Genomic DNA, 20,686 nt, shown 5'->3' with positions numbered 1-20,686 from the left:
ATCGGAGATCATTCGTCGTAGATGCTGACGATCTCTCCGTCCAGAATCCGGTTCATGTTCTTAACAGCGCAGAAATTTCCGCACATGGAGCAGGTGTCTTCCTTCTCCGGCTTGGCGGAGGCACGATAGCGGCGGGCCTTCTCCGGATCAATGGCCAGATCAAACATGGCTTCCCAATCCAGCTTCTTTCTGGCGGTGCTCATGGCATAATCCCAGTCGGCTGCACCCTTGACGCCCTTTGCGATGTCAGCGGCGTGGGCTGCGATCTTGGAGGCAATGATTCCTTCCTTCACATCGTCCACGTCAGGCAGGCGAAGATGCTCGGCAGGGGTGACATAGCAGAGGAAGGCCGCACCGTAGGTGGCGGCAATGGCGCCGCCGATGGCTGCCGTAATATGGTCGTAACCGGGAGCGATATCGGTGACCAGCGGCCCGAGAACATAGAAGGGAGCGCCCTTGCAGATAGTTTTCTGGATCCGCATATTGGCCTCGATCTGATCCAGAGGCATATGGCCGGGGCCCTCGATCATGACCTGGACATTTTTCTCCCAGGCACGTCTTGTCAGCTCGCCAAGGGTGATGAGCTCCTCGATCTGAGAAATATCGGAGGCGTCGGCAATGCAGCCGGGACGGCAGGCATCGCCCAGACTCAGGGTAATGTCATACTTCTGGCAGATGTCCAGGATCTCATCGAAATGCTCGAAATAGGGGTTTTCCTTTCCTGTCATTTCCATCCAGGCGAAGATGATGGAACCGCCGCGGGAAACGATGTTGGTAAGACGCTTGTTTTCCTTGAAGCGTCCGGCAGTGTTTTTATTGATTCCGCAGTGAATGGTCATGAAATCCACGCCGTCTTCGGCATGCATGCGGACGATGTCCAGCCATTCCTCGGTGGTGATCTCCTTCAGGGGCTTGTGGTAGTAGACGACGGCGTCGTAAATGGGTACGGTTCCGATGATAGCGGGGCACTCATGGGTCAGCTTTCTTCTGAACTCCTGGGTCTTTCCGAAGGAGCTTAAGTCCATGATGGCTTCCGCACCCATCTTCACTGCATCGTTAACCTTTTCCAGTTCCTTATTCAGATCCACGCAGTCTCTGGAGGTTCCCAGATTTACGTTGATCTTTGTTTTCAGCATGGAGCCGATGCCGTTGGGCTCGATGCAGGTGTGAAGCTTGTTGGCGGGAATGATGATTTTTCCCTCGGCCATCAGCTTCATTAACTCCGAAAGCTCCATCTGCTCTTTTTTTGCGACAATTTCCATTTCTTTGGTGACGATTCCGCGTCTTGCGGCATCCATCTGTGTGGTGTATTCCATAATTCCTCCGTTCTGCCATCCGGTATGGCGATAGAATAAAAAATAAGGGCCCGCCAGTAAAGACAAGCCCCAGATTGTTCTGGTGCGGAACATCTTCCTACGACGGCATTATCCGTATCAGGTCATGGGTCGGAGCCGGACTCCCTCTCAGCCTCTTTAGCAGAAGCTCCCCAGAATCATTCCTGCATATGAAGTTTGTACAGATTGATTATAGTAGCAGATATGGAAAAAGTCAACAAAAATACAGCCGCGCAGAAGCGGAAAACGTTTTTCTCTGGAGAGTGAAAGAGAAGCTCTAAAAATTATATAATATGTACAAAAAAACAGGGAGAAACATATGCAGAAAAAGCAAAACGAAAAACTATTGACAAGCCTGGGACAGACCAGTATCATGGAGGTAGAGTAATGCGGTCGGAAGAGAAAACGTTTTCGGAATTTTCCGACCTTAGCGCAGGGTAACAGGGGACAATACACCTCTGTTCACCGGCGCTGCAGAAAACTGATAAAAGGAAAGGAAAAAAGAGATGAACAAATGGTACATTCCTGACTGCTATTATCCCAGCAGCAAAAACGGAGAATACGTGAGCCATGAAGCCATCTGCTTTCTCAATGTGGGAGCAGAGGATGCCAACGCAAGGATGACGCTCTATTTTGAGAACAGAGAAAAGCTCGGCGGCTTTTCCGTGACGATTCCGGCGGAGCGGACGATCCATTGCCGGATGGACCAGATCAGGAGCTGTGACGGGGAGTCAGTTCCCACCGATACCCCTTATGCAGTCCTGGTGGAAAGTGAAGCAGAGCTTCATGTCCAGTATACAAGAGTAGATACCACGCAGGCACAGCTTGCCATAGCGACAACCATTATATAAGGAAACAAGGAGGAATTATGAGCGTAGAGAGTAATTATCAGGTAGCAAAGGAATTGTATGCACAGTATGGGATCGACACCGATGCAGTGCTGGAGAAGCTGTCAGAGATCCCCGTTTCGGTTCACTGCTGGCAGATCGACGATCTGACCGGTTTTGAGGATTTCAATGCAAAGCTTTCCGGAGGTCTGGCAGCAACAGGAAATGCAGGAGGAAAGCCCAAGAGTGTGCCGGAGTATTTTGAAAATCTGACAAAGGCCCTGAAGCTGATCCCCGGAAAGAAGAAGGTGGCTGCCCATGCCATTTATCTGGACAATGGCGGCGTCAACAATATCGACCGGAATGCCATTGAGCCGAAGCATTTCACCCATTGGGTGGAGTATGCAAAGGAAATGGGCATCGGCCTGGATTTTAATCCCACCTACTTTAATCACGCCAAGGCAGAGGATGGATTTACTCTTTCCAGCTACGATGAGGGAATCCGTCAATTCTGGGTCGAGCACGGAAAGCGCTGCAGAAAGATCGGAGAATACTTTGGAAAAGAGATGGGACAGGTCTGCTACACCAATCACTGGATCCCCGACGGCTACAAGGATATCACCGTGGATAAGATGGGCCCCAGAGAGGTTCTGATCCGGTCCCTGGATGAGATCTTTGCAGAGAAGATCGACCCTGCTTACAATGTGGATTCTGTGGAGAGCAAGCTGTTCGGCCTCGGAAGCGAAGCCTACGTGACCGGCTCCCATGAATTCTACACCAACTATGTGGCCAACAGGAAAAACTGCATCATCTGTCTGGATGCGGGACATTATCATCCCACTGAGGTGATCTCCGCCAAGTTGAGCTCCTACCTTGTTTTCGGACAGGAGATCATGCTCCATGTGAGCCGTCCGATGAGATGGGACAGCGACCATGTGACGATCCTTGATGACGAGACCATGGCTATCATGGAAGAGATCGCAAGATACGACGCATTTGATAAAGTACATATCGGACTGGATTTCTTCGATGCCAGCATCGACCGCATTGCGGCTACGGCCATCGGCGGACGGACGGCCAAGAAGGCCATCCTGAAGGCACTTCTTCAGCCCACTGCAGAGCTTCAGAAGGCAGAGCATGAAGGCAACCTCACCAAACGTCTTGCCCTTCTTGAGGAGGTTAAGGGTCTTCCCTTCGGCCTTGTATGGGCAAAATACTGCGAGATGTGCGGCTGCGAGCAGGACAGCTGGATCCGCAGATATGAATAATGGAGGAACAGCATGAAAATGATTCAGATTCCCGACACGGATCTTACGATGAGCGGTGTGGGCTTTGGTACGGTCAATGCGGGACTTAAATGGGACGGAGACGATGCGGCCAGGATGCTGGAGGGCTATCTTGCCGGCGGCGGCAACGTCATTGACACTGCCCACGTGTACTCTGACTGGGTTCCCGGAGAAATCGCCCGCTCTGAGCGGGTAGTCGGAGAATGGATCCATGGACGGGGACACCGGGAGGATTTTATCCTGATGACCAAGGGCGGACACCCCCGCTTTGAATCCATGACCACCAGCCGGCTTTCCAAAGAGGAGATGACCTCTGATCTGGATTCCAGTCTGGAAAAGCTCCAGGTGGATTATGTGGATATTTATTTCTACCACAGGGACGATGAGAACAGGACGGTGGAAGAACTGATCGAGACCATGGAGGATTTCAGACGTGCCGGCAAGATCCGTTACTACGCCTGCTCCAACTGGTCCACAGCCAGAATGAAGGAGGCGGACGCCTATTGTGAAAAAATGGGCTACCGTGGCTTCGTTGCAAATCAGGCCATGTACAACATCGGTGTAAAGTATATGGGAACCTATCCCGATGCAACCATGGTGATCTGTGATGACGAAATGCTGGATTATCACAGAAATTCAAAGAATCTGCTTGTTCCCTACATGGGGATCGCAGGCGGCTTTTTCCACGCCCTTCAGAAAAAGGGAAAAGAGGCCATGAAGGACAACTGCTTCTGCACCGAAGGCAATCTGAAAATCGCTGAAGGCCTGGAAGCGCTCTGCCGGGAAAAGGGCTGGTGCCTGACCCAGGCCCTTCTGGGATTCATTGCCGTACAGGATTTCCCTATGGTTCCGCTGGCTGCGGCATCAAGCGCTGCGCAGCTTAAGGATCTGACTGACACACTGTCGACAGAGTTTTCTGCCGCTGATTATACATTTTTAAAAGCGTTATAAAGGAGAACAGCAATGGTAAAGGAATACAGCAAGGATCAGAATGAAGCTTACAACAAGAAAGAAACATACACCTACGAAGAGGTGAGAGCCATGGTGGAGTCCTGTATGGAGGACAGAGCCAGGTATCTTGCATTTTTCTATAAGGTAATGCCGAAGGAATTGTTTGATCTGTATGCAAAGAAGGCTCTTTATGCTTACGGTGAGTACAAGGCAAACGGTCTGGGCTTCGGCAAGGGTCATGAGGGAGATCCCGCAGGCCTGGCACAGTTCTTGGTGGATGTAAACGGTGTAGCCAATACTCTGGCTGTCGGAAACAAGATCCTGGAAAAGAACGAGGAGTATACCACCGTGCGGATGGAGGGCAAGTGTGCACTCGTCCAGGGATGGGAAAAAATGGGACTTTCTCCCGAAGAAGTCGGCTATCTCTGTGATATCGCAAGCTACGGCGACTTCGGCCATGCAAATGCCCTTGGCCTGACCGGAACCTGGCTGTGTGCCAGCGCACATGCCGGCTGCGATTACTGTGATTTCAAGATCGAGAAAATGAAAGAAAAAATGATCGTATAACATACGTTCATGAGGTTGCAGGATGAAAAAAGGCGTGCCAAATATCAAAGATGTTGCTGCAGCGGCAGGAGTCAGTATTTCCACGGTTTCCCGGGTGCTTAATCATTCGGGAAATGTGGATGACGTCCTTGCGGACCGGGTAATCAGAGCGGTGCAGGAGACAGGCTACAGTGCGAATCCCATTGCAAGCAGTTTAAAGAGCACCAGGCGCAATCAGATCGCCATTGTGATTCCCACCCTGCGCAGAAATTATTACACCGATATCATCAAGGGCATCAGTGAGTTTTTCTACAAAAAGAATATTACTCCTGTGATCCTGGAGAGCGACGGTATTCTGGAAAAGGAAAAGGAACTGATCCGGTCCCTGGAAAAGCTCTGGATCGACGGGATCATTCTTATTCCCGGCCAGCGTCAGGAGGACAGGGAGTATGCGGAATACGAAAAATCCTTAAGCCAGTTAAAAAAAAGCGGCACGAGGATTCCGGTGGTGCTTTTGGAGTCCCATGATATGAATAGGGAACTGGATCTTGTGCGTGTGGATCACGAGGCAGCGTTTTATGCTATGACGGAGCATCTTTTGGAGATCGGCAGGCATGAGATCGCCTATCTGGGCAATGCCGAGGACGCACCTCTGCATCATCTGGCCCTCTGCGGAGTGGAACGGGCCATGATGGATTACGGGCTCTGCCTGGACAGGAAGCTGATCCGGAACAATAATTACACGGTTCTTGACGGCTACCATTCCATGATGGATCTTCTGGCCTGCGGGAAACGGCCCGATGGTATTGTCTGTGTCAATGACCAGGTAGCGTCGGGAGCCCTTGCCGCCTGCAGGGAGCAGGAAATCGCTGTACCCCAGGAGGCTGCTTTGGTCGGCTTCGAGGGAACAGCCCTCTCTATTATCACTTCGCCGTCCATCACGACGATGATCGCTCCCAGGTATGAGATGGGGGCGGAAGCAGCCAGGCTTTTATTCGAACGCATGGAGGGAGCGGAAGAGGAGCCGAAACGGATCTTTATGCGGGTTCACATGGCGGTCCGCGACTCGACGATGAATTCGGCGACCAAACGCCTTGATGTGATGTTTGATGAGTAGTTACAGAAGCTATATGAAAATAAAATAGGAGGATTGAAAATTATGGCAGACAAAGCATTGATTAAGAAAACTTTTGAAGAAGGCAAAGGCGTATTCCGTCTGATGCCGACCTTCGTACCGAGACGATTCGGAAAAGCAGGACACAGACTGAAACTTCATCCCGATGATTACTATGCGCTGGGAATCGAGCGCGGATCCATCAAGGAGCGCTGGTTCTCCTCCACCATTGCAGCCAACAACGGCCCTTTGGCAGCTCCTGATGAAGGCATGAGCTATGTGGCAGTATCTCCGGATTCCGATGAGAAATTCACTCTGAAGGAAGCAATCGATACGCTGGGCGCTGAGGTGGTCGGCGAGGAGCTCATGGAGAAATACGGCGGCTGGCCCATGTATTCCAAATTCTTTGATTTTGAGAATCCTCTGTTCCATCACGTACATCTGACCTTTGAGGCAGCAGCAAGGGTAGGCAAGCTCGGAAAGCCCGAGTCCTATTACTTCCCGAAGCAGCTCAACAATTATTCCGGTGAGTGCAACGCTACTTATTTTGGATTTGATCCCGATACGGATCCTGAGGAAGTTAAGGAGCGTCTGAGACATTACAGCGACGGTGATACCAGAATTACGGAGCTCTCCAGAGCTTACAGAGTAGAGCTTGGCACCGGCTGGTATACTCCTGCAGGCGTGATCCATGCACCGGCTTCTTATCTGACCTATGAGCCTCAGTGGAATTCTGATGTAAACTCCGTACAGGAGAACGTGGTTTCCGGTGAGATCTATCCCCGCGACATGCTGGTGGAGGAGTGCCCTGAGGACAAGAAGGATGATATCGATTATATTTTCGGACTTCTCGACTGGGAAAAGAATGTGGATCCCCACTATAAGAAGACCTATTTCCGTCCGCCTGTTGTACACAGAGAGACGGAGCAGTACGTGGAGAAATGGGTTTCCTATGCCAACGGCTACGTGTGCGCCAAGGAGCTGACGGTATATCCCGGACAGACCGTGACCATCTCCGATCCGGCTGCTTACGGCTGCATTTTCGTTCAGGGCCATGGACGCTTCGGCGAATTTGATGCGGAGACTGCTACCATGCTGCGGTTCGGTCAGCAGAGCGCTGATGAGTATTTCGTATCCGAGCAGGCTGCAAAGGCAGGCATTGTCATCGAGAACAAGAGTAAGTTTGAGCCCATCGTGATCCTGAAGCATTTTGGACCCAACAACCCGGACGATCCTAAAACTGTTCCTGAAGTATAATAGAAGGAGATAACACATTGAAGTACTTAATTGGAATTGACAACGGCGGAACCTTCGTGAAGGCAGGTCTCGTCGATGAAAATGGTTCCCTGGCCGCAGTGGCCAGGGAACCCATCCAGAACAAGACCCCCCAGCCCGGTTTTACGGAGCGTGATATGGATGCTCTCTGGGAGCAGAATGCCAAGGTGGTAAAGGCGGCAGTGGAAAAGAGCGGTGTGGATCCTGCTGATATCGTGGGTGTATCCTTCTCGGGACACGGCAAGGGCCTTTACATGGTGGGAGAGGACGGACGTCCTTCTTATCCCGGCATCCTTTCTACAGATACAAGAGCCTGGGCTTATCCCAGGCAGTGGAAAGAAGACGGTACGGCGAAAAAAGTCTATGAAAAGACGTTTCAGGATATTCTGGCCTGCCAGCCAGTGAGCCTTCTTGCCTGGATCCGGGATCATGAGGACGGTGTACTGGAAAAAACAAAATACATCTTTTCCGTCAATGATTATATCCGCTACTGCCTGACCGGCGTGGCCAATGGGGAATATACCAATTTTTCCGGCGCCAACCTGGTGAATCTCAAGACAGCTGCCTACGACAAGGAGCTTCTTGAATATTTCGGCCTGGAGATGGTGTATGACAAGCTTCCGCCGCTTAAGTTTTCGGCGGACATCTGCGGCTCTGTGACGGAGGATGCGGCAAAGCTGACAGGTCTTCTTCCCGGAACTCCTGTGATGGCCGGCATGTTCGATGTGGATGCCTGCGGAATCGCCTCCGGTATTTACGATGAAGCGCCCATGTGCATGATCGCGGGCACCTGGAGTATCAATGAATATATTACAAAGGCACCCATCACCAATGGGACAGTGGCTCTTAATTCCATGTTCTGTATTCCCGGATATTTCCTGATCGAGGAGAGCAGTCCTACCTCAGCTGGAAATATGCAGTGGTTCATTGATGAGCTTCTTGCTGAGAAGAAGGCGGAGCTCAAAGCAGAAGGAAAGAGCATTTATGACTTTACCAACGAGGCAGTTGCTTCTGTGGAGCCGGGAGACAGCAATGTGATCTTCCTGCCTTTCTTAAACGGATCCAACGAGGATGCGCTGGCAAGAGGAAGCTTTGTCGGTCTTACCGATTTCCACGACAGACGCCATATGCTTCGTGCTGTTTATGAAGGAATCGTATTTTCTCATCTGACCCACGTGAAGAGGCTTCTTGCCAACAGGGAAGCACCGGAGGCCATTCGTCTGGCAGGCGGTGCAGCCAATTCCGATGTATGGGTACAGATCTTTGCCGATGCCCTCCAGATCCCCATTGAGACGGTGGAGTGTGAGGAACAGGGCATCATGGGAGCAGCCATGGCAGCAGGAATCGGCGCCGGTGTTTATGAGAGCTATGAGGCAGCTGCGGCCAGACTGGTGCATGTATCGAAAAAGGTGATGCCCCGTCCGGAGTACGCTGACGTTTACGGACGCAAATACCAGATGTACCGGAAGGTGATCGATGCATTGTCCGGCGTTTGGGAAACCTTAAATAACGGAGGAGAGAGTGATGTTTAGTCTGCATAAAATCCCTCTGGGAATTTATGAGAAGGCTCTTCCCAACGCCTTTTCATGGAAGGAAAAAATGCTGGCCGCCAAGGCGGCAGGTTTTGATTTCATCGAGATCTCCGTGGACGAGTCCGATGAACGGCTGGCCCGCCTGGACTGGGATCAGAAGACGATCCGGGAAATGCGGGAGCTGATGGATGAGACCGGGATCACCTTCCCCAGCATGTGTCTGAGCGGTCACAGAAGATTTCCTTTTGGAAGTAAAAATCCTGAGACAAGAAAAAAAGCTTATGAGATCATGGAAAAGGGGATTCTTCTGGCTCAGAAGCTGGGAGTGACCTGCATCCAGCTGGCTACGTATGACGTGTACTATGAGGAATCCGATGAGGAAACAAAGGCACTGTTTTTACAGGGAATGAAAGATTCTGTGGACATGGCCGCCAAGGCAGGGATCATTCTCGCCATGGAGATCATGGATACTCCTTTTGTGGGAACCATTCTCCGGGCGACTCACTACCTGAGGGAGATCCCTTCTCCGTATTTCAAGATCTATCCCGATATGGGAAATCTGACTCAGTTTTCCGCTGACCCGGAGAATGAGTTTGAGCTGGGATTTCCGGATATTACAGCCATCCATGTGAAGGAGACAAAGCCCGGTGTGTTCAAATGCGTGCCCTTCGGTACCGGTACTGTGCGGTTTGCCGATCTGTTTAAGAAGCTTCATGACCTTGGCTATGCCGGAAGATTCATGGTGGAGATGTGGGCCGACAATACAAAGCCCTGCACCATGGAGGAGGCTGTGGCAGACCTTCGTGCGGCAAAGGAGTTTGTGGTTGATAAAATGAGACAGGGCGGTTATACTGTTTAATAGAAACTACATAGCAGTAAAGGAGAGGGTAACATGGGTGGAAGAATGATTTTAAACGAAACCTCTTATTTCGGCAGAGGCTCTGTGGCTGAAATCGGAACAGAGGTACAGAAGAGGGGATTTAAGAAGGCATTTGTGTGCTCCGGTCCTACGATCTTCAAGTACGGTGTCACAAAGAAGGTGACCGATGTGCTGGAGAAGGTGGGCTGCCCTTATGAGGTTTATACCAATATTAAGGAAAATCCTACCATCGAGAATGTACAGGGAGGCGTGGAAGCCTTTAAGGAATCCGGCGCAGACTTCATTGTGGCGGTAGGCGGCGGTTCTCCTATGGATACGTCCAAGGCCATCGGTATTATCATCAACAATCCTGAATTTGCGGATGTGAGGAGCCTGGAGGGTGTGGCGCCCACAAAGAACCCTTCCGTGCCCATCATTGCAGTGCCGACCACAGCGGGAACGGCTGCGGAGGTCACCATCAATTACGTGATCACCGATGTGGAAAACAGAAGAAAATTTGTATGTGTGGATACCCATGATATTCCCATTGTGGCAGTGGTGGATCCGGATATGATGGCTTCCATGCCCAAGGGGCTGACGGCAGCCACCGGCATGGATGCTCTTACCCACGCCATTGAGGGCTACATCACAAAGGCAGCCTGGGAGATGACGGATATGTTCCATCTGAAGGCCATCGAGCTCATTGCGAAATCTCTTCGCGGTGCCGTGGACAATACCGACGAGGGCCGTGACGGAATGGCCCTTGGACAGTACATCGCCGGCATGGGCTTCTCCAATGTGGGCCTCGGCATCGTTCATTCCATGGCACATGCCCTGGGTGCTGTTTATGACACACCTCACGGTGTGGCCAATGCAGTTCTCCTTCCAACCATCATGGAGTTCAATGCAGATGCCACGGGAGAAAAGTATCGGGAGATCGCCAGAGCCATGGGAGTGGAGGGTGTTGATTCCATGAGTCAGGAGGAATACCGGAAGGCCGCTGTGGATGCTGTGAAAAAGCTGGCGGCTGATGTGGGAATTCCCGCCGATTTAAAGGAGATTGCAAAGCCTGAGGATGTCCTCTTCCTTTCCGAAAGTGCCATCAAGGATGCCTGTACGCCCGGCAATCCCAAGGATGTGACCCTGGAGGAGATCGAGGCTCTGTACAGAAGTCTGCTGTAACTGCGCGGAAAGAAAGATAAAGAGAGAACGCTGCAAAATCCAATGTCAGTGTGCAAACGCATGGACAGTTGGTTTTGCGGCGTTTTCTTTTGGATTCATAAGCGATTGCCGTGTTTTCCAGGCCCCGGTTTTCATATAAATAGCAAAATGATAATAGAAATCCGGCGTCGGGTATGATAAGATAAAATCAGATCAGAAGCTGATCGTGGAAGATCAACGAATGATGCGTGAGACGATGGAAGGCTACATCAGGCAGAGTGAAGGGTATTGCCTGGTCGGGTCTGTTGCAAGGGCAAGCCTTGCGGAAAAGCTCTGTGCATCCGTTCAGACGGATCTGGTGCTGATGGATGTCTGTACGGAAAATGACGAAAGCGGATTTGAGGCGACCGGGGTTCTCAAGGCGCGTTTCCCGAAGCTCAAAGTTATTATTGTTACGTCCATGCTGGACCCTCCATCTGCTGGTGGAGGGTATGACCTATAAGGAGATGGCAGCTGTCCTCAATGTGTCGGTTGAGACAGTAAAAACCCATGTCAGCAATATGCTTTTGAAGACCGGCTATGCGTCCAAAACCAAGCTGGCTGCCATGGTCATGAGTAAGAGGCTCATTGTGAACGGTTTCTGAAAACAATGCGGAAAAAATTGCAGTTATCCCCCAAATGGGGGAAGTGCGATTGAAAAAAACTATATAATGAAATGTAAAGGAACAGGAGCAAGTCCTATTGGAAAGGAGTGAGCAGTTTGGCAGATTTGCAGGAGTATAAATGCCCGTGCTGCGGAGGCCCGATGGCTTTTGACAGTACCATACAGAAAGTGAAATGTCCGTTTTGCGATACGGAATTTGAGATGGATACTCTGGCTGCCTATGATGAGCGCCTGAAGAATGAACCGGAAGATGAAATGGCATGGGATGATTCGGCAGGAGGCGCCTGGCAGGAGGGAGAGACCGAAGGGCTGCGTATCTTTATCTGTAAGTCCTGCGGAGGAGAAATTGTAGGAGACGAGAATACGGGAGCCACATCCTGTCCGTTTTGCGGAAATCCGGTGGTCATGATGAGACAGTTTTCCGGAGATCTCAGGCCAGATTATGTGATTCCGTTTAAAGTGGACAAAAAGGCCGCGAAGGCAGCCCTGCTCAAGCATTACAGCGGGAAGAGGCTGCTGCCGAAGGTCTTCCGGGATCAGAATCACATTGACGAGATCAAGGGGATTTATGTGCCCTTCTGGCTGTTCGATGCAGATGCAGATGCGGATATCCGTTATAAGGCGACCCGTGTCCGCCAGTGGTCCGACAGCAGATACCGTTACACCGAGACCAGCTTCTATTCGGTGAACCGGGGCGGCAGCATCGGGTTCAACCATGTTCCGGTGGACGGCTCTTCCAAAATGGCAGATGATCTGATGGAATCCATAGAACCCTTTGATTTTGCAGAAGCGGTGGATTTTAAGACGGCCTATCTGGCCGGATATCTGGCGGATAAATACGATGTGGATGCAGGACAGAGTGTGGAGCGGGCCAATGCGAGAATAAAAAGGAGTACGGAGGATGCCTTTGCTTCCACCGTGCAGGGATATATGACCGTCACCCCGGAATCTTCCACGATCCGTCTTCACAACGGGACTGCAAAGTATGCGCTGTATCCTGTGTGGATCCTGAACACCTCATGGAATGGACAGAAATACACCTTTGCCATGAACGGGCAGACCGGAAAGTTTGTGGGAGATCTGCCGGTGGATAAGGGCGCCTATAAAAAATGGCTGTTTGGACTGACCGGCGGGATCGGTGCCGTGATTTTTGCGGCATCTTATCTGTTGTGGCTGCTGTAGGAGGTGCGTAGAATGAAGAAGAAACTGTTTGCAATGCTTTTTACTCTGCTTCTGTGCGTCTCTTTGGTGCTGCCGGCTTTTGCGGAAGAAAGCCTGCCTAGGCTGGTGGATGATGCAGATCTTTTGTCAGCCTCGGAAGAAGCAGATGTTCTGAAAAAACTGGATAAGATCAAAGCTACATATGGAATGGATGCTGTGATTGTAACTGTGGACAGCACCGAAGGGCTGCCTCCCATGGCCTTTGCGGATGATTTCTATGATTATGGCGGCTATGGAAAGGACGGAGTTTTGCTCCTTGTCAGCATGGAAGACCGGGACTGGTGGATTTCCACCTCCGGTTATGGAATTACCGCTTTTACCGATGCCGGTCTGGAATACCTGTCTGAGCAGTTTCTGGATGATCTGTCTGATGGGGAGTATGCAAAGGCGTTCCATACCTTTGCCGATCAGTGCCGGGACTTTATTGAGCAGGCCAGGACAGGGAAGCCTTATAACAGCGGCAACCTGCCGAAAAAACCTTTCGGGGTCGTCAAGCATCTGCTGATCGCTCTGGCCGGTGGCTTGATTGTGGCTCTTATTATTACCGGCAGTATGAGGAGTAAGCTGAAAACTGTCCGCAGGCAGCCAAAGGCTACAAGCTATGTGGTGCCGGGGAGTATGCAGGTGACAAGAAGCAGTGATATGTTTTTATATCGGCACGTTGACCGTACGGAAAAGGAGGAAAAGAGATCCGGCTCCAGTACAACGCACACCTCCTCTTCCGGAAATACCCACGGGGGAAGCGGCGGCAAGTTTTAGAACCATGCGGGAGGAACGCTTTTAGACAGGAAAATTCGGAAAAAAATAGAAGGGAGAGTATCCTATGAGTATATTTGATCAGTTGAAAAACAAGACACAGGCCACTCACTGTCCGTTCAGTTGCAGGAAGCATCCATGGATACTCCCTTTAAAACTGCAGAGCTGACTGTCTGTGCGCTCTGTGCCTATGCAGCACAGCTGGACATCGGCATTGAGCAGCTGAATTTCCTTCGTGGCCCCAGACCTTTGAACGGACAGGATCTTTCCTTTTTGAAAGACCGTTTTCGCGGGAACCGCACATATCTGCCTTTTTCTTACTTCACAGGTGCAACGCCGGATAATAACTACACGCCGACGGAGCCGTTCAGTGTGACGGTCACATCGGATGCCCATTCTTATGATGAGCAGGGCTATGCCCGGCTGTATATTGGAAGTGGCGGCGCAGACAGCCCCGCCCCATAAAGCTGCGCAGAAAAGGCGACGGACAGTGGTGCCTTTGGGAGCAGTATCTGCTGACGGATATCCGGCAGCCGAAGGCAAATGATCCGTGGGCGTGAAAAAAGAAAACTAAATCAGAGCTGAACAAAGGGAAAGGGACATCAAACGGGAGGGAACGGCCGTCAATACCTCCGGTCAGCTGGATAATCAGGTCCTTGACGAGATAGAGCCCTTTGACTGGTCAAAAGCCCGTCCGTTTGAGTATGGATACGTCGCGGGGCATCATGTGAAGCTGTCGGATATTTCGGGTGCGGAGACAGACCGCAGAATCAGGGAGGAGGCTGCAGAAGATTTTCTTCCGGAGGTGGAAAGAGTCATGCAGTCAAGCGGCGTCAGCGTACTGACAGAAACGGGAAATATGAACGCAATCCCTGCTCTGCTTCCGGTTTATTTTATAAAATACGGAAAACTGACTGCGGTTATGAATGGTCAGACAGGACAGATCACGGTGACAAAGGAACGGGAAAAAAAGGCTGATCGGCAGACGTGACGACCGGAAGGTGGGGATCTTTTCCCTGTTTGGTGTCGGACGGGCGGAGAGTGACGGAAAAAAGCTTACCCTGTTTCGGCTGATAAAATCGCTGGGAAGAATCGGAATCGTTCTGGCGGCGGTAATGCTGTTCACATTGTTCGGCAGTATCGCTGCCATCTTGGGCTGACATAAAAAGAGTCAAACGGATTGAATCATAAATAAGTTGACATCTTTCTCCGGTCGGAGTATACCTTATATAGTAAGGCTAGACTTACCGATGAGAAAAAGGAGGCATTATGTCATGACAATCAGAGACTTGGAAATTGGACAGTCAGCCATTGTAAAGAGTGTCGGCGGCTCCGGCTCGCTGCGGCAGCATTTTCTGGATATGGGGGTGATTCCCGGAGCGAGGGTCACCCTTATTAAGTATGCTCCCATGGGTGATCCGATGGAGCTTCGCATCCACGGCTATGAGCTGACTCTGCGGATCGCAGACGCGGAGCAGATCGAGATAGAGAAAACGGAAGAAAGGGAATCCTCCAACAGGGATAAATCCGGCAGAGCGATTCTGACCAGGGTTTCCAGCAGAGAGCATCCGGGCCTTGGCGAGGGCGGACGCTACCATGTGAAGGCGGAGGAGCACCCGCTTCCCAAGGATACCTGTCTGACCTTTGCTCTGGCCGGAAATCAGAACTGTGGAAAAACGACCCTGTTTAATCAGCTGACCGGCTCCAATCAGCATGTAGGAAATTTTCCCGGTGTCACGGTGGACAGAAAAAGCGGTTCCATCAAGGGCCACGACAACACGCTGGTGACGGATCTTCCCGGCATCTATTCTCTGTCCCCCTATACCAGCGAGGAGATCGTGTCCAGAAGATTTATTCTTGAGGAAAAGCCCACCGGCATCATCAATATTGTGGATGCCACCAATATTGAACGGAATCTGTACCTGACCATGCAGCTTATGGAACTGAATGTTCCCATGGTTCTGGCTCTCAATATGATGGATGAGGTACGTGGAAACGGCGGGGCTATACATATCAACGAAATGGAAGCCATGCTGGGAATCCCGGTGGTTCCCATTTCTGCGGCAAAAAATGAAGGAATTGAGGAGCTTGTCAATCATGCTCTCCATGTGTCCCAGTATCAGGAGAAGCCCGGTCGTATGGATTTCTGCGGCCAGGACGATGAGGGAGGAGCGGTCCACCGCTGCCTTCACGGTATCATTCATCTGATTACAGACCATGCGGAGGCAGTGGGAATTCCTGTCCGCTTTGCGGCAACCAAGCTGGTGGAGGGGGATCCGCGGATCCTTGAAGCCCTGAATCTTTCCCAAAATGAGAAGGAAATGCTGGAGCATATCATCTGTCAGATGGAAGAGGAGCGGGGACTGGACCGGGCAGCGGCCATTGCCGATATGAGATTTTCCTTTATCCAGCGTCTGGTGGAAAAAACGGTGGTGAAGCCAAGAGAGAGTAAGGAGCGGGAGAGAAGCGAAAAGGTCGACCGGTTCCTGACCGGAAAATATACGGCCATCCCTGCCTTTGTGGCGATCATGGGGCTGGTGTTTTTCCTGACCTTCAACGTGATCGGTGCCTGGTTCCAGGGCCTTCTGGAAATGGGAATTGACTGGCTGGGAGGTGTTGTTGATGCAGCTCTTACCTCATGGAATGTGAATGCAGTCCTTCATTCCCTGATTATTGACGGTATCTTTAACGGGGTCGGAAGTGTCCTCAGCTTCCTTCCCATTATCGTGACGCTATTTTTCTTCCTGTCTCTTCTGGAGGATACCGGCTACATGGCCAGGGTCGCCTTTGTCATGGATAAGCTTCTGAGGAAGATCGGTCTTTCGGGACGGAGCATCGTTCCCATGCTCATCGGCTTTGGATGTACGGTGCCGGGAGTGATGGCAAGCAGAACGCTGCCGTCTGAGCGGGACAGAAAAATGACGATCCTTCTGACGCCGTTCATGAGCTGTACGGCGAAGCTTCCGATCTATGGATTTTTTACGGCAGTCTTTTTCCCGAAATACAGCGGTCTCATTATGATCGGTCTGTATTTCCTTGGAATTGTTGTGGGGATTTTGATGGCGCTTATTTTCAAGGGAAGCATGTTTAAGGGGGAGGCAGTTCCCTTTGTGATGGAGCTTCCTAATTACCGGATGCCCGGATTAAAAAATGTGGCCCAGCTTCTGTGGGAAAAGGCAAAGGATTTCCTGCAGCGGGCCTTCACGGTCATTTTTGTGGCGACGATCGTGATCTGGTTCTTACAGACCTTTGATGTCCGCCTCAATGTGGTGACAGATTCCCAGAACAGCATGCTGGCTGTGCTGGCCGGTCTGATCGCCCCTGTATTTGCACCTCTTGGCTTTGGCGACTGGAGGATCTCTACCGCGTTGATCGCAGGCTTTATGGCAAAGGAGAGCGTGGTTTCTACCCTGTCTGTGCTTTTCGGAACTACAGCGGGACTGGCGGCCGTGATCACTCCGCTGGCGGCGGCTTCTCTTCTGGTGTTCTGTCTGCTTTATACCCCCTGCGTGGCGGCTGTAGCGTCCGTCAAACGGGAGCTGGGAGGCAAGTGGGCTGCATACGTGGTGATCGGACAGTGTGTTATTGCATGGATCTGTGCATTTTTTGTGAAACTGATCGGAATGGCGGCAGGACTTGCGTGAGGAAACTGCCCTGTGTTATACTGAGCATATGGAAAAGAAAAAGGAAGAAGGGCTGCAGACTGTGCAGCCATCAGAAATCGTCAGGCTTTCAAAGCTCGGGGAGGGAATCCGGGTGGAACTGGATTTTATTGATGCCCTGTCTGAGGAGGAAGGGATTTTGATCGGAAATACCTGCCTGGGTTTTGTGAAGGCCATGTCGGAAAATCGGCAGGTGGAGACGTATCCCCGCCGGGTTTTTCGGGTCAATGCAGGTGCTCTTCATCAGTATGTTTATACCGTCGGCGGTGCTGTGAAGTATCTGGCCGAGGTGGAGCCGGGAGATCTGATCTCGGTGTTTTCTGAGAGCGGTGTGAGAAGTGTCTGTGTGGGCCGGGTCAAAAAGGAACAGCGTCCCCTGTGGCGTCTGGAGCTGGAAAACGGCATCTCGGCTACGGTGCAGGAGGCGGACAGCGTTTATCTTGCAGGAGAAGAGGAAGCGGCAGCTTTTGTCGGTTTGAAGGAGGGGGACGTACTGGTCTCTTATCCTCAGGAGCCCTGTGGGCGCCATAAGGGCGAGGCCGTGGAGGAATTTATTGAAGAGCTGTAAGGAGGAACAGGATATGAACTTCAAATTTGCCCATAACAATCTCAACGTTTATGATCTTCAGAGATCTCTGAATTTTTATAAGGAAGCCCTTGGTCTTAAAGAGGTACGCAGAAAGGAAAAGGAGGACGGAAGCTTTATCCTCGTTTACCTGGGAGACGGACAGACTCCTCACCAGCTGGAGCTGACCTGGCTGCGGGATATGGACAGGCCTTATGAGCTGGGAGATAATGAGATCCATCTTGCCTTCACGGTGGATGATTACGACGCGGCTCACGCAAAGCATGCCGCCATGGACTGCATCTGTTTTGAAAATCCTTCTATGGGCATCTATTTTATTTCAGATCCGGACGGCTACTGGCTGGAAATTATACCGGAGCGGAGATAAGGGAGCTGGCATATGAAGGGAACGATCGGAGAATTGACAGCATTGCTGGAAGAGGAGGGACTCCTTCTGATGGCTTCCGATGGCATTGGAAGCCTGGCGCCCGCCTCCTTTACCACCAATTCCAGGGAGGCTTCGGAAGGAGCCTTCTTTGTGTGCAAAGGCTATACTTTTAAAAAGGAATATCTGGAAATGGCAGCCGAGAAGGGAGCCATGCTCTATATGGCGGAGATGGATTTCGGCGTGGAGCTTCCCCATATTCTGGTGACGGATATCAGAAAGGCAGCTTCCGTGGCGGCCCGGTGGTTTTACGGATATCCAGGTGAGAAGATGTATGTGACGGGTATTACCGGAACAAAAGGAAAGACCACGACGGCCTATATCCTCAAATCCATACTGGATGCAGCACGGCCGGGAAAGACTGCGATATTTTCCACCATGGAGATCAATACCGGAAGGGAATCCAGGATCAGCCATCTGACGACGCCGGAGCCTGCTGAGCTCCAGTCCTATTTTCGGGAGGCGGTAGACAACGGCTGCGATCATGTGGTGATGGAGGTGTCCTCCCAGGCCATGAAGCTGTCCCGCGTTTACGGAGAGCGGTTTCCCATCGGGATCTTCCTCAATGTGGATGAGGATCATATCGGAGGCAAGGAGCATGCCACCCTGGAGGAGTATGTGGGCTGTAAGATCTCCTTCCTTGCCCAGTGCGATACGGTCATTGTAAACCGGGAAACCCGTTTTTTTGAACAGGTCATGGCGGGGTGTGCCGGAAAAAAGGTACTTCTTTACGGCCATGATGAGACCTGCGACGGGGTGATCCGAAGCATTGAGCCTTCTGCGTCCGGCAGCCGGTTTGAGGTGGGCTGGCAGGGGAAATGGTATGCCTTTGAGACCAGCCTGGTGGGCCGGTTCAATGTGGAGAATCTGACGGCGGCTATTCTGGCGGCTTTTGTCATGGGGATCGATCCCGGTACCATCCAGGAGGGAATCCGTTATATCCATATTCCGGGACGGATGATGCTCATGGAGCACAGGGGGATCCATATCGTGGTGGATTATGCCCACAATTATCTGAGTTTTTTGAATGTTTATAAGGCAGTGCTGGAGACCTTTGCCCCGAAGCATGTTCATTCCGTATTCGGAAGCGCCGGAGAGCGGTCGGCGGTGCGGCGCCGGGATATGGGAGAGCTGGCAGAGAAATACGCCGATTATGTGTATCTGACGGCGGATGATCCCGGTTATGAAAATGTGGTGGATATCTGTAAAGAGATCAAATGCCATATCACAAAGCCCTGCAGGATCATTCCCGACAGGGAGGAGGCCATCGGGGCGGCTCTGGATGCGGCAAAGCCGGGAGATGTGGTGATCCTGGCGGGAAAGGGAGCTGAGGTGACCCAGCGGATCCGCGGTGAATTTGTACCCTATATTTCGGATGCAAAGGCAGTGCAGAGATGGATAAAAGAAAATTCATGAAAAACCGGAAAAAGAGAGTTTTGGCAGCGGTGCTTTTGTGCTGCCTTTTTGTCGTTTCCTTTGGCTTGTCCGGCTGCGGACGATCCGGCAATCGGGAGTCCGGTGCTGCAGGAGAAATGCAGAAGACGACACAGACCGTACCGGAAGCGGAGGCGCAGAAGCCTTACCCGTATGTGTTCCAGCCGCATGTGATGTCGGCGGAGTATAAGGATAAATACGGAGAGGAGATCGAACAGATCTTTTACGATTTCTGCGACGCAGCTCTGGCCGGGGAGGAGAGCTTTCCCTGCCCGGATGCGATATCCTATTATGCCGTCTTTGACATTGCCAGATCCTGCCTTCCGGTGGCATCCGCTTACACCGTCATAGAGGAAAATCAGCCTCAGAACGGGATCGGAAAGATCACCTACACGGTTCCTTTGGAGGAGTATAAAGAGCGGGTACAGGAGTTTAAGGACAGGATCAGCTGGTGGATCACAGGCTGTCTTAAGGAGGGAGATGTCCCTTTTGAACGGGTGGTTTCTCTTTACACGGCGTTGACAAATAACCTGTGTTATGATTATGAGGCACTTGAATCATCCATCGATCTGTCGCCTTACCGGGCGCTCATGGAAGACAGGGCCATCTGTCAGGAGATCGCAGGGGCTTATGTGTATCTGCTCCTTCAGACAGACGTCAATGCCTGTCTGTGCGGGGCGCTTTCCCGGGATATGAGCAATGCCCATGAATGGGTGATGGTGGTTCTCGACGGGCAGTATTATCATATGGATCCTACCTTTGAGCTGGATACGTTCGTAGGGCTTCGCTATTTCGGAATGACGGATGAAAAGCGACAGCAGGAGGGGGATTATCCGATTTCTTATTTTAACGTGGCAGAGGTGAATGGACTCGATCAGCCGGAATACGCGGCGGTCGACCAGCGCTTTGCGCCGCTCTGGAATACGGCCTGGTATGAGCTAGACCGGGAACGGAAGGTGCTTTTGTATTATCCTGTCAACAATATGGATGAGGCGCTGGAGTTTTATTATTGATAAAGAAAAGAAACCGGCCGTGTCTGCAGGAAACAGATGCG

21 protein-coding genes, 1 pseudogene and 1 riboswitch are annotated in these 20,686 nt (G+C 51.5%); of the genes and pseudogenes, 21 read left to right on the top strand and 1 reads right to left on the bottom strand.

What is annotated here, in order from left to right; all coding sequences use genetic code 11:
* Positions 1–8: 8 nt before the first annotated feature.
* A complete protein-coding gene (thiC, locus tag QJ036_RS00175; RefSeq protein WP_283229412.1) occupies positions 9–1,316 on the bottom strand; it encodes a phosphomethylpyrimidine synthase ThiC in 1,308 nt (435 codons plus the stop codon).
* A 77-nt stretch (positions 1,317–1,393) separates the two neighbouring features.
* A riboswitch (TPP riboswitch) is annotated at positions 1,394–1,499 on the bottom strand.
* Between the two features lie 341 nt (positions 1,500–1,840).
* On the opposite strand from thiC, the gene QJ036_RS00170 reads away from it, so the two are divergent.
* The 21 genes and pseudogenes from QJ036_RS00170 (at position 1,841) to QJ036_RS00070 (ending at position 20,645) form a co-directional block, all read left to right on the top strand.
* On the top strand, positions 1,841–2,185 hold the full coding sequence (locus QJ036_RS00170; protein WP_283229411.1) for a sensory rhodopsin transducer: 345 nt from the start codon (positions 1,841–1,843) through the stop codon (positions 2,183–2,185).
* Positions 2,186–2,202: 17 nt separating this feature from the next.
* Positions 2,203–3,429, top strand: coding sequence for an L-rhamnose isomerase (locus tag QJ036_RS00165; protein WP_283229410.1), 1,227 nt, complete (start codon positions 2,203–2,205; stop codon positions 3,427–3,429).
* Between the two features lie 12 nt (positions 3,430–3,441).
* Entirely contained in the window at positions 3,442–4,398 is a 957-nt protein-coding gene (locus QJ036_RS00160) for an aldo/keto reductase (protein ID WP_283229409.1), read from the top strand.
* A 12-nt stretch (positions 4,399–4,410) separates the two neighbouring features.
* Positions 4,411–4,965 carry a hypothetical protein gene (locus QJ036_RS00155; protein ID WP_283229408.1) on the top strand — a complete coding sequence of 185 codons (555 nt, stop codon included), beginning with the start codon at positions 4,411–4,413 and terminating at the stop codon, positions 4,963–4,965.
* Positions 4,966–4,987: 22 nt separating this feature from the next.
* A complete protein-coding gene (locus tag QJ036_RS00150; protein WP_283229407.1) occupies positions 4,988–6,061 on the top strand; it encodes a LacI family DNA-binding transcriptional regulator in 1,074 nt (357 codons plus the stop codon).
* Between the two features lie 42 nt (positions 6,062–6,103).
* A complete protein-coding gene (locus QJ036_RS00145) occupies positions 6,104–7,315 on the top strand; it encodes a hypothetical protein (protein WP_283229406.1) in 1,212 nt (403 codons plus the stop codon).
* A 17-nt stretch (positions 7,316–7,332) separates the two neighbouring features.
* Complete coding sequence (locus QJ036_RS00140) at positions 7,333–8,865, top strand: FGGY-family carbohydrate kinase (protein ID WP_283229405.1); 1,533 nt, start codon at positions 7,333–7,335, stop codon at positions 8,863–8,865.
* The gene (locus tag QJ036_RS00135) at positions 8,858–9,724 is read left to right on the top strand and encodes an L-ribulose-5-phosphate 3-epimerase (RefSeq protein ID WP_283229404.1); all 867 of its coding nucleotides are present in this window, start codon (positions 8,858–8,860) and stop codon (positions 9,722–9,724) included. Before QJ036_RS00140 ends, QJ036_RS00135 begins: the two co-directional genes overlap by 8 nt.
* 33 nt (positions 9,725–9,757) lie before the next feature.
* On the top strand, positions 9,758–10,906 hold the full coding sequence (fucO, locus tag QJ036_RS00130) for a lactaldehyde reductase (protein WP_283229403.1): 1,149 nt from the start codon (positions 9,758–9,760) through the stop codon (positions 10,904–10,906).
* A gap of 205 nt (positions 10,907–11,111) precedes the next feature.
* Positions 11,112–11,387 carry a response regulator gene (locus tag QJ036_RS00125; RefSeq protein ID WP_331487444.1) on the top strand — a complete coding sequence of 92 codons (276 nt, stop codon included), beginning with the start codon at positions 11,112–11,114 and terminating at the stop codon, positions 11,385–11,387.
* Positions 11,377–11,529 carry a helix-turn-helix transcriptional regulator gene (locus tag QJ036_RS00120; protein WP_283229401.1) on the top strand — a complete coding sequence of 51 codons (153 nt, stop codon included), beginning with the start codon at positions 11,377–11,379 and terminating at the stop codon, positions 11,527–11,529. Before QJ036_RS00125 ends, QJ036_RS00120 begins: the two co-directional genes overlap by 11 nt.
* Before the next feature lie 116 nt (positions 11,530–11,645).
* Positions 11,646–12,731, top strand: coding sequence for a TFIIB-type zinc ribbon-containing protein (locus tag QJ036_RS00115; protein WP_283229400.1), 1,086 nt, complete (start codon positions 11,646–11,648; stop codon positions 12,729–12,731).
* A 12-nt stretch (positions 12,732–12,743) separates the two neighbouring features.
* Positions 12,744–13,529 carry a TPM domain-containing protein gene (locus QJ036_RS00110; protein ID WP_283229399.1) on the top strand — a complete coding sequence of 262 codons (786 nt, stop codon included), beginning with the start codon at positions 12,744–12,746 and terminating at the stop codon, positions 13,527–13,529.
* Positions 13,530–13,664: 135 nt separating this feature from the next.
* Positions 13,665–14,086: pseudogene (locus QJ036_RS00105) on the top strand (DUF6935 domain-containing protein).
* A gap of 167 nt (positions 14,087–14,253) precedes the next feature.
* Complete coding sequence (locus QJ036_RS00100) at positions 14,254–14,517, top strand: hypothetical protein (protein WP_283229397.1); 264 nt, start codon at positions 14,254–14,256, stop codon at positions 14,515–14,517.
* Positions 14,518–14,527: 10 nt separating this feature from the next.
* A complete protein-coding gene (locus QJ036_RS00095; RefSeq protein ID WP_283229396.1) occupies positions 14,528–14,686 on the top strand; it encodes a hypothetical protein in 159 nt (52 codons plus the stop codon).
* 114 nt (positions 14,687–14,800) lie between these two features.
* Positions 14,801–17,170: a ferrous iron transport protein B gene (feoB, locus tag QJ036_RS00090; protein WP_283229395.1), complete on the top strand. Its 2,370-nt coding sequence runs from the start codon at positions 14,801–14,803 to the stop codon at positions 17,168–17,170.
* Positions 17,163–17,756: a 3-dehydroquinate synthase II domain-containing protein gene (locus QJ036_RS00085; RefSeq protein ID WP_283229394.1), complete on the top strand. Its 594-nt coding sequence runs from the start codon at positions 17,163–17,165 to the stop codon at positions 17,754–17,756. Before feoB ends, QJ036_RS00085 begins: the two co-directional genes overlap by 8 nt.
* Before the next feature lie 13 nt (positions 17,757–17,769).
* On the top strand, positions 17,770–18,141 hold the full coding sequence (locus QJ036_RS00080) for a VOC family protein (protein WP_283229393.1): 372 nt from the start codon (positions 17,770–17,772) through the stop codon (positions 18,139–18,141).
* A 12-nt stretch (positions 18,142–18,153) separates the two neighbouring features.
* Positions 18,154–19,614: a Mur ligase family protein gene (locus tag QJ036_RS00075; protein WP_283229392.1), complete on the top strand. Its 1,461-nt coding sequence runs from the start codon at positions 18,154–18,156 to the stop codon at positions 19,612–19,614.
* Positions 19,593–20,645 carry a transglutaminase domain-containing protein gene (locus QJ036_RS00070; protein WP_283229391.1) on the top strand — a complete coding sequence of 351 codons (1,053 nt, stop codon included), beginning with the start codon at positions 19,593–19,595 and terminating at the stop codon, positions 20,643–20,645. The genes QJ036_RS00075 and QJ036_RS00070 overlap by 22 nt, the downstream gene beginning before the upstream one ends.
* Positions 20,646–20,686: the final 41 nt, after the last annotated feature.

It is taken from the genome of Fusibacillus kribbianus (assembly GCF_030053595.1).
In the GTDB taxonomy this organism is placed as follows: domain Bacteria; phylum Bacillota; class Clostridia; order Lachnospirales; family Lachnospiraceae; genus Lientehia; species Lientehia kribbiana.
Note: the sequence above shows the minus strand (reverse complement) of the source record. Positions and strands in the feature narration are given on the sequence as shown.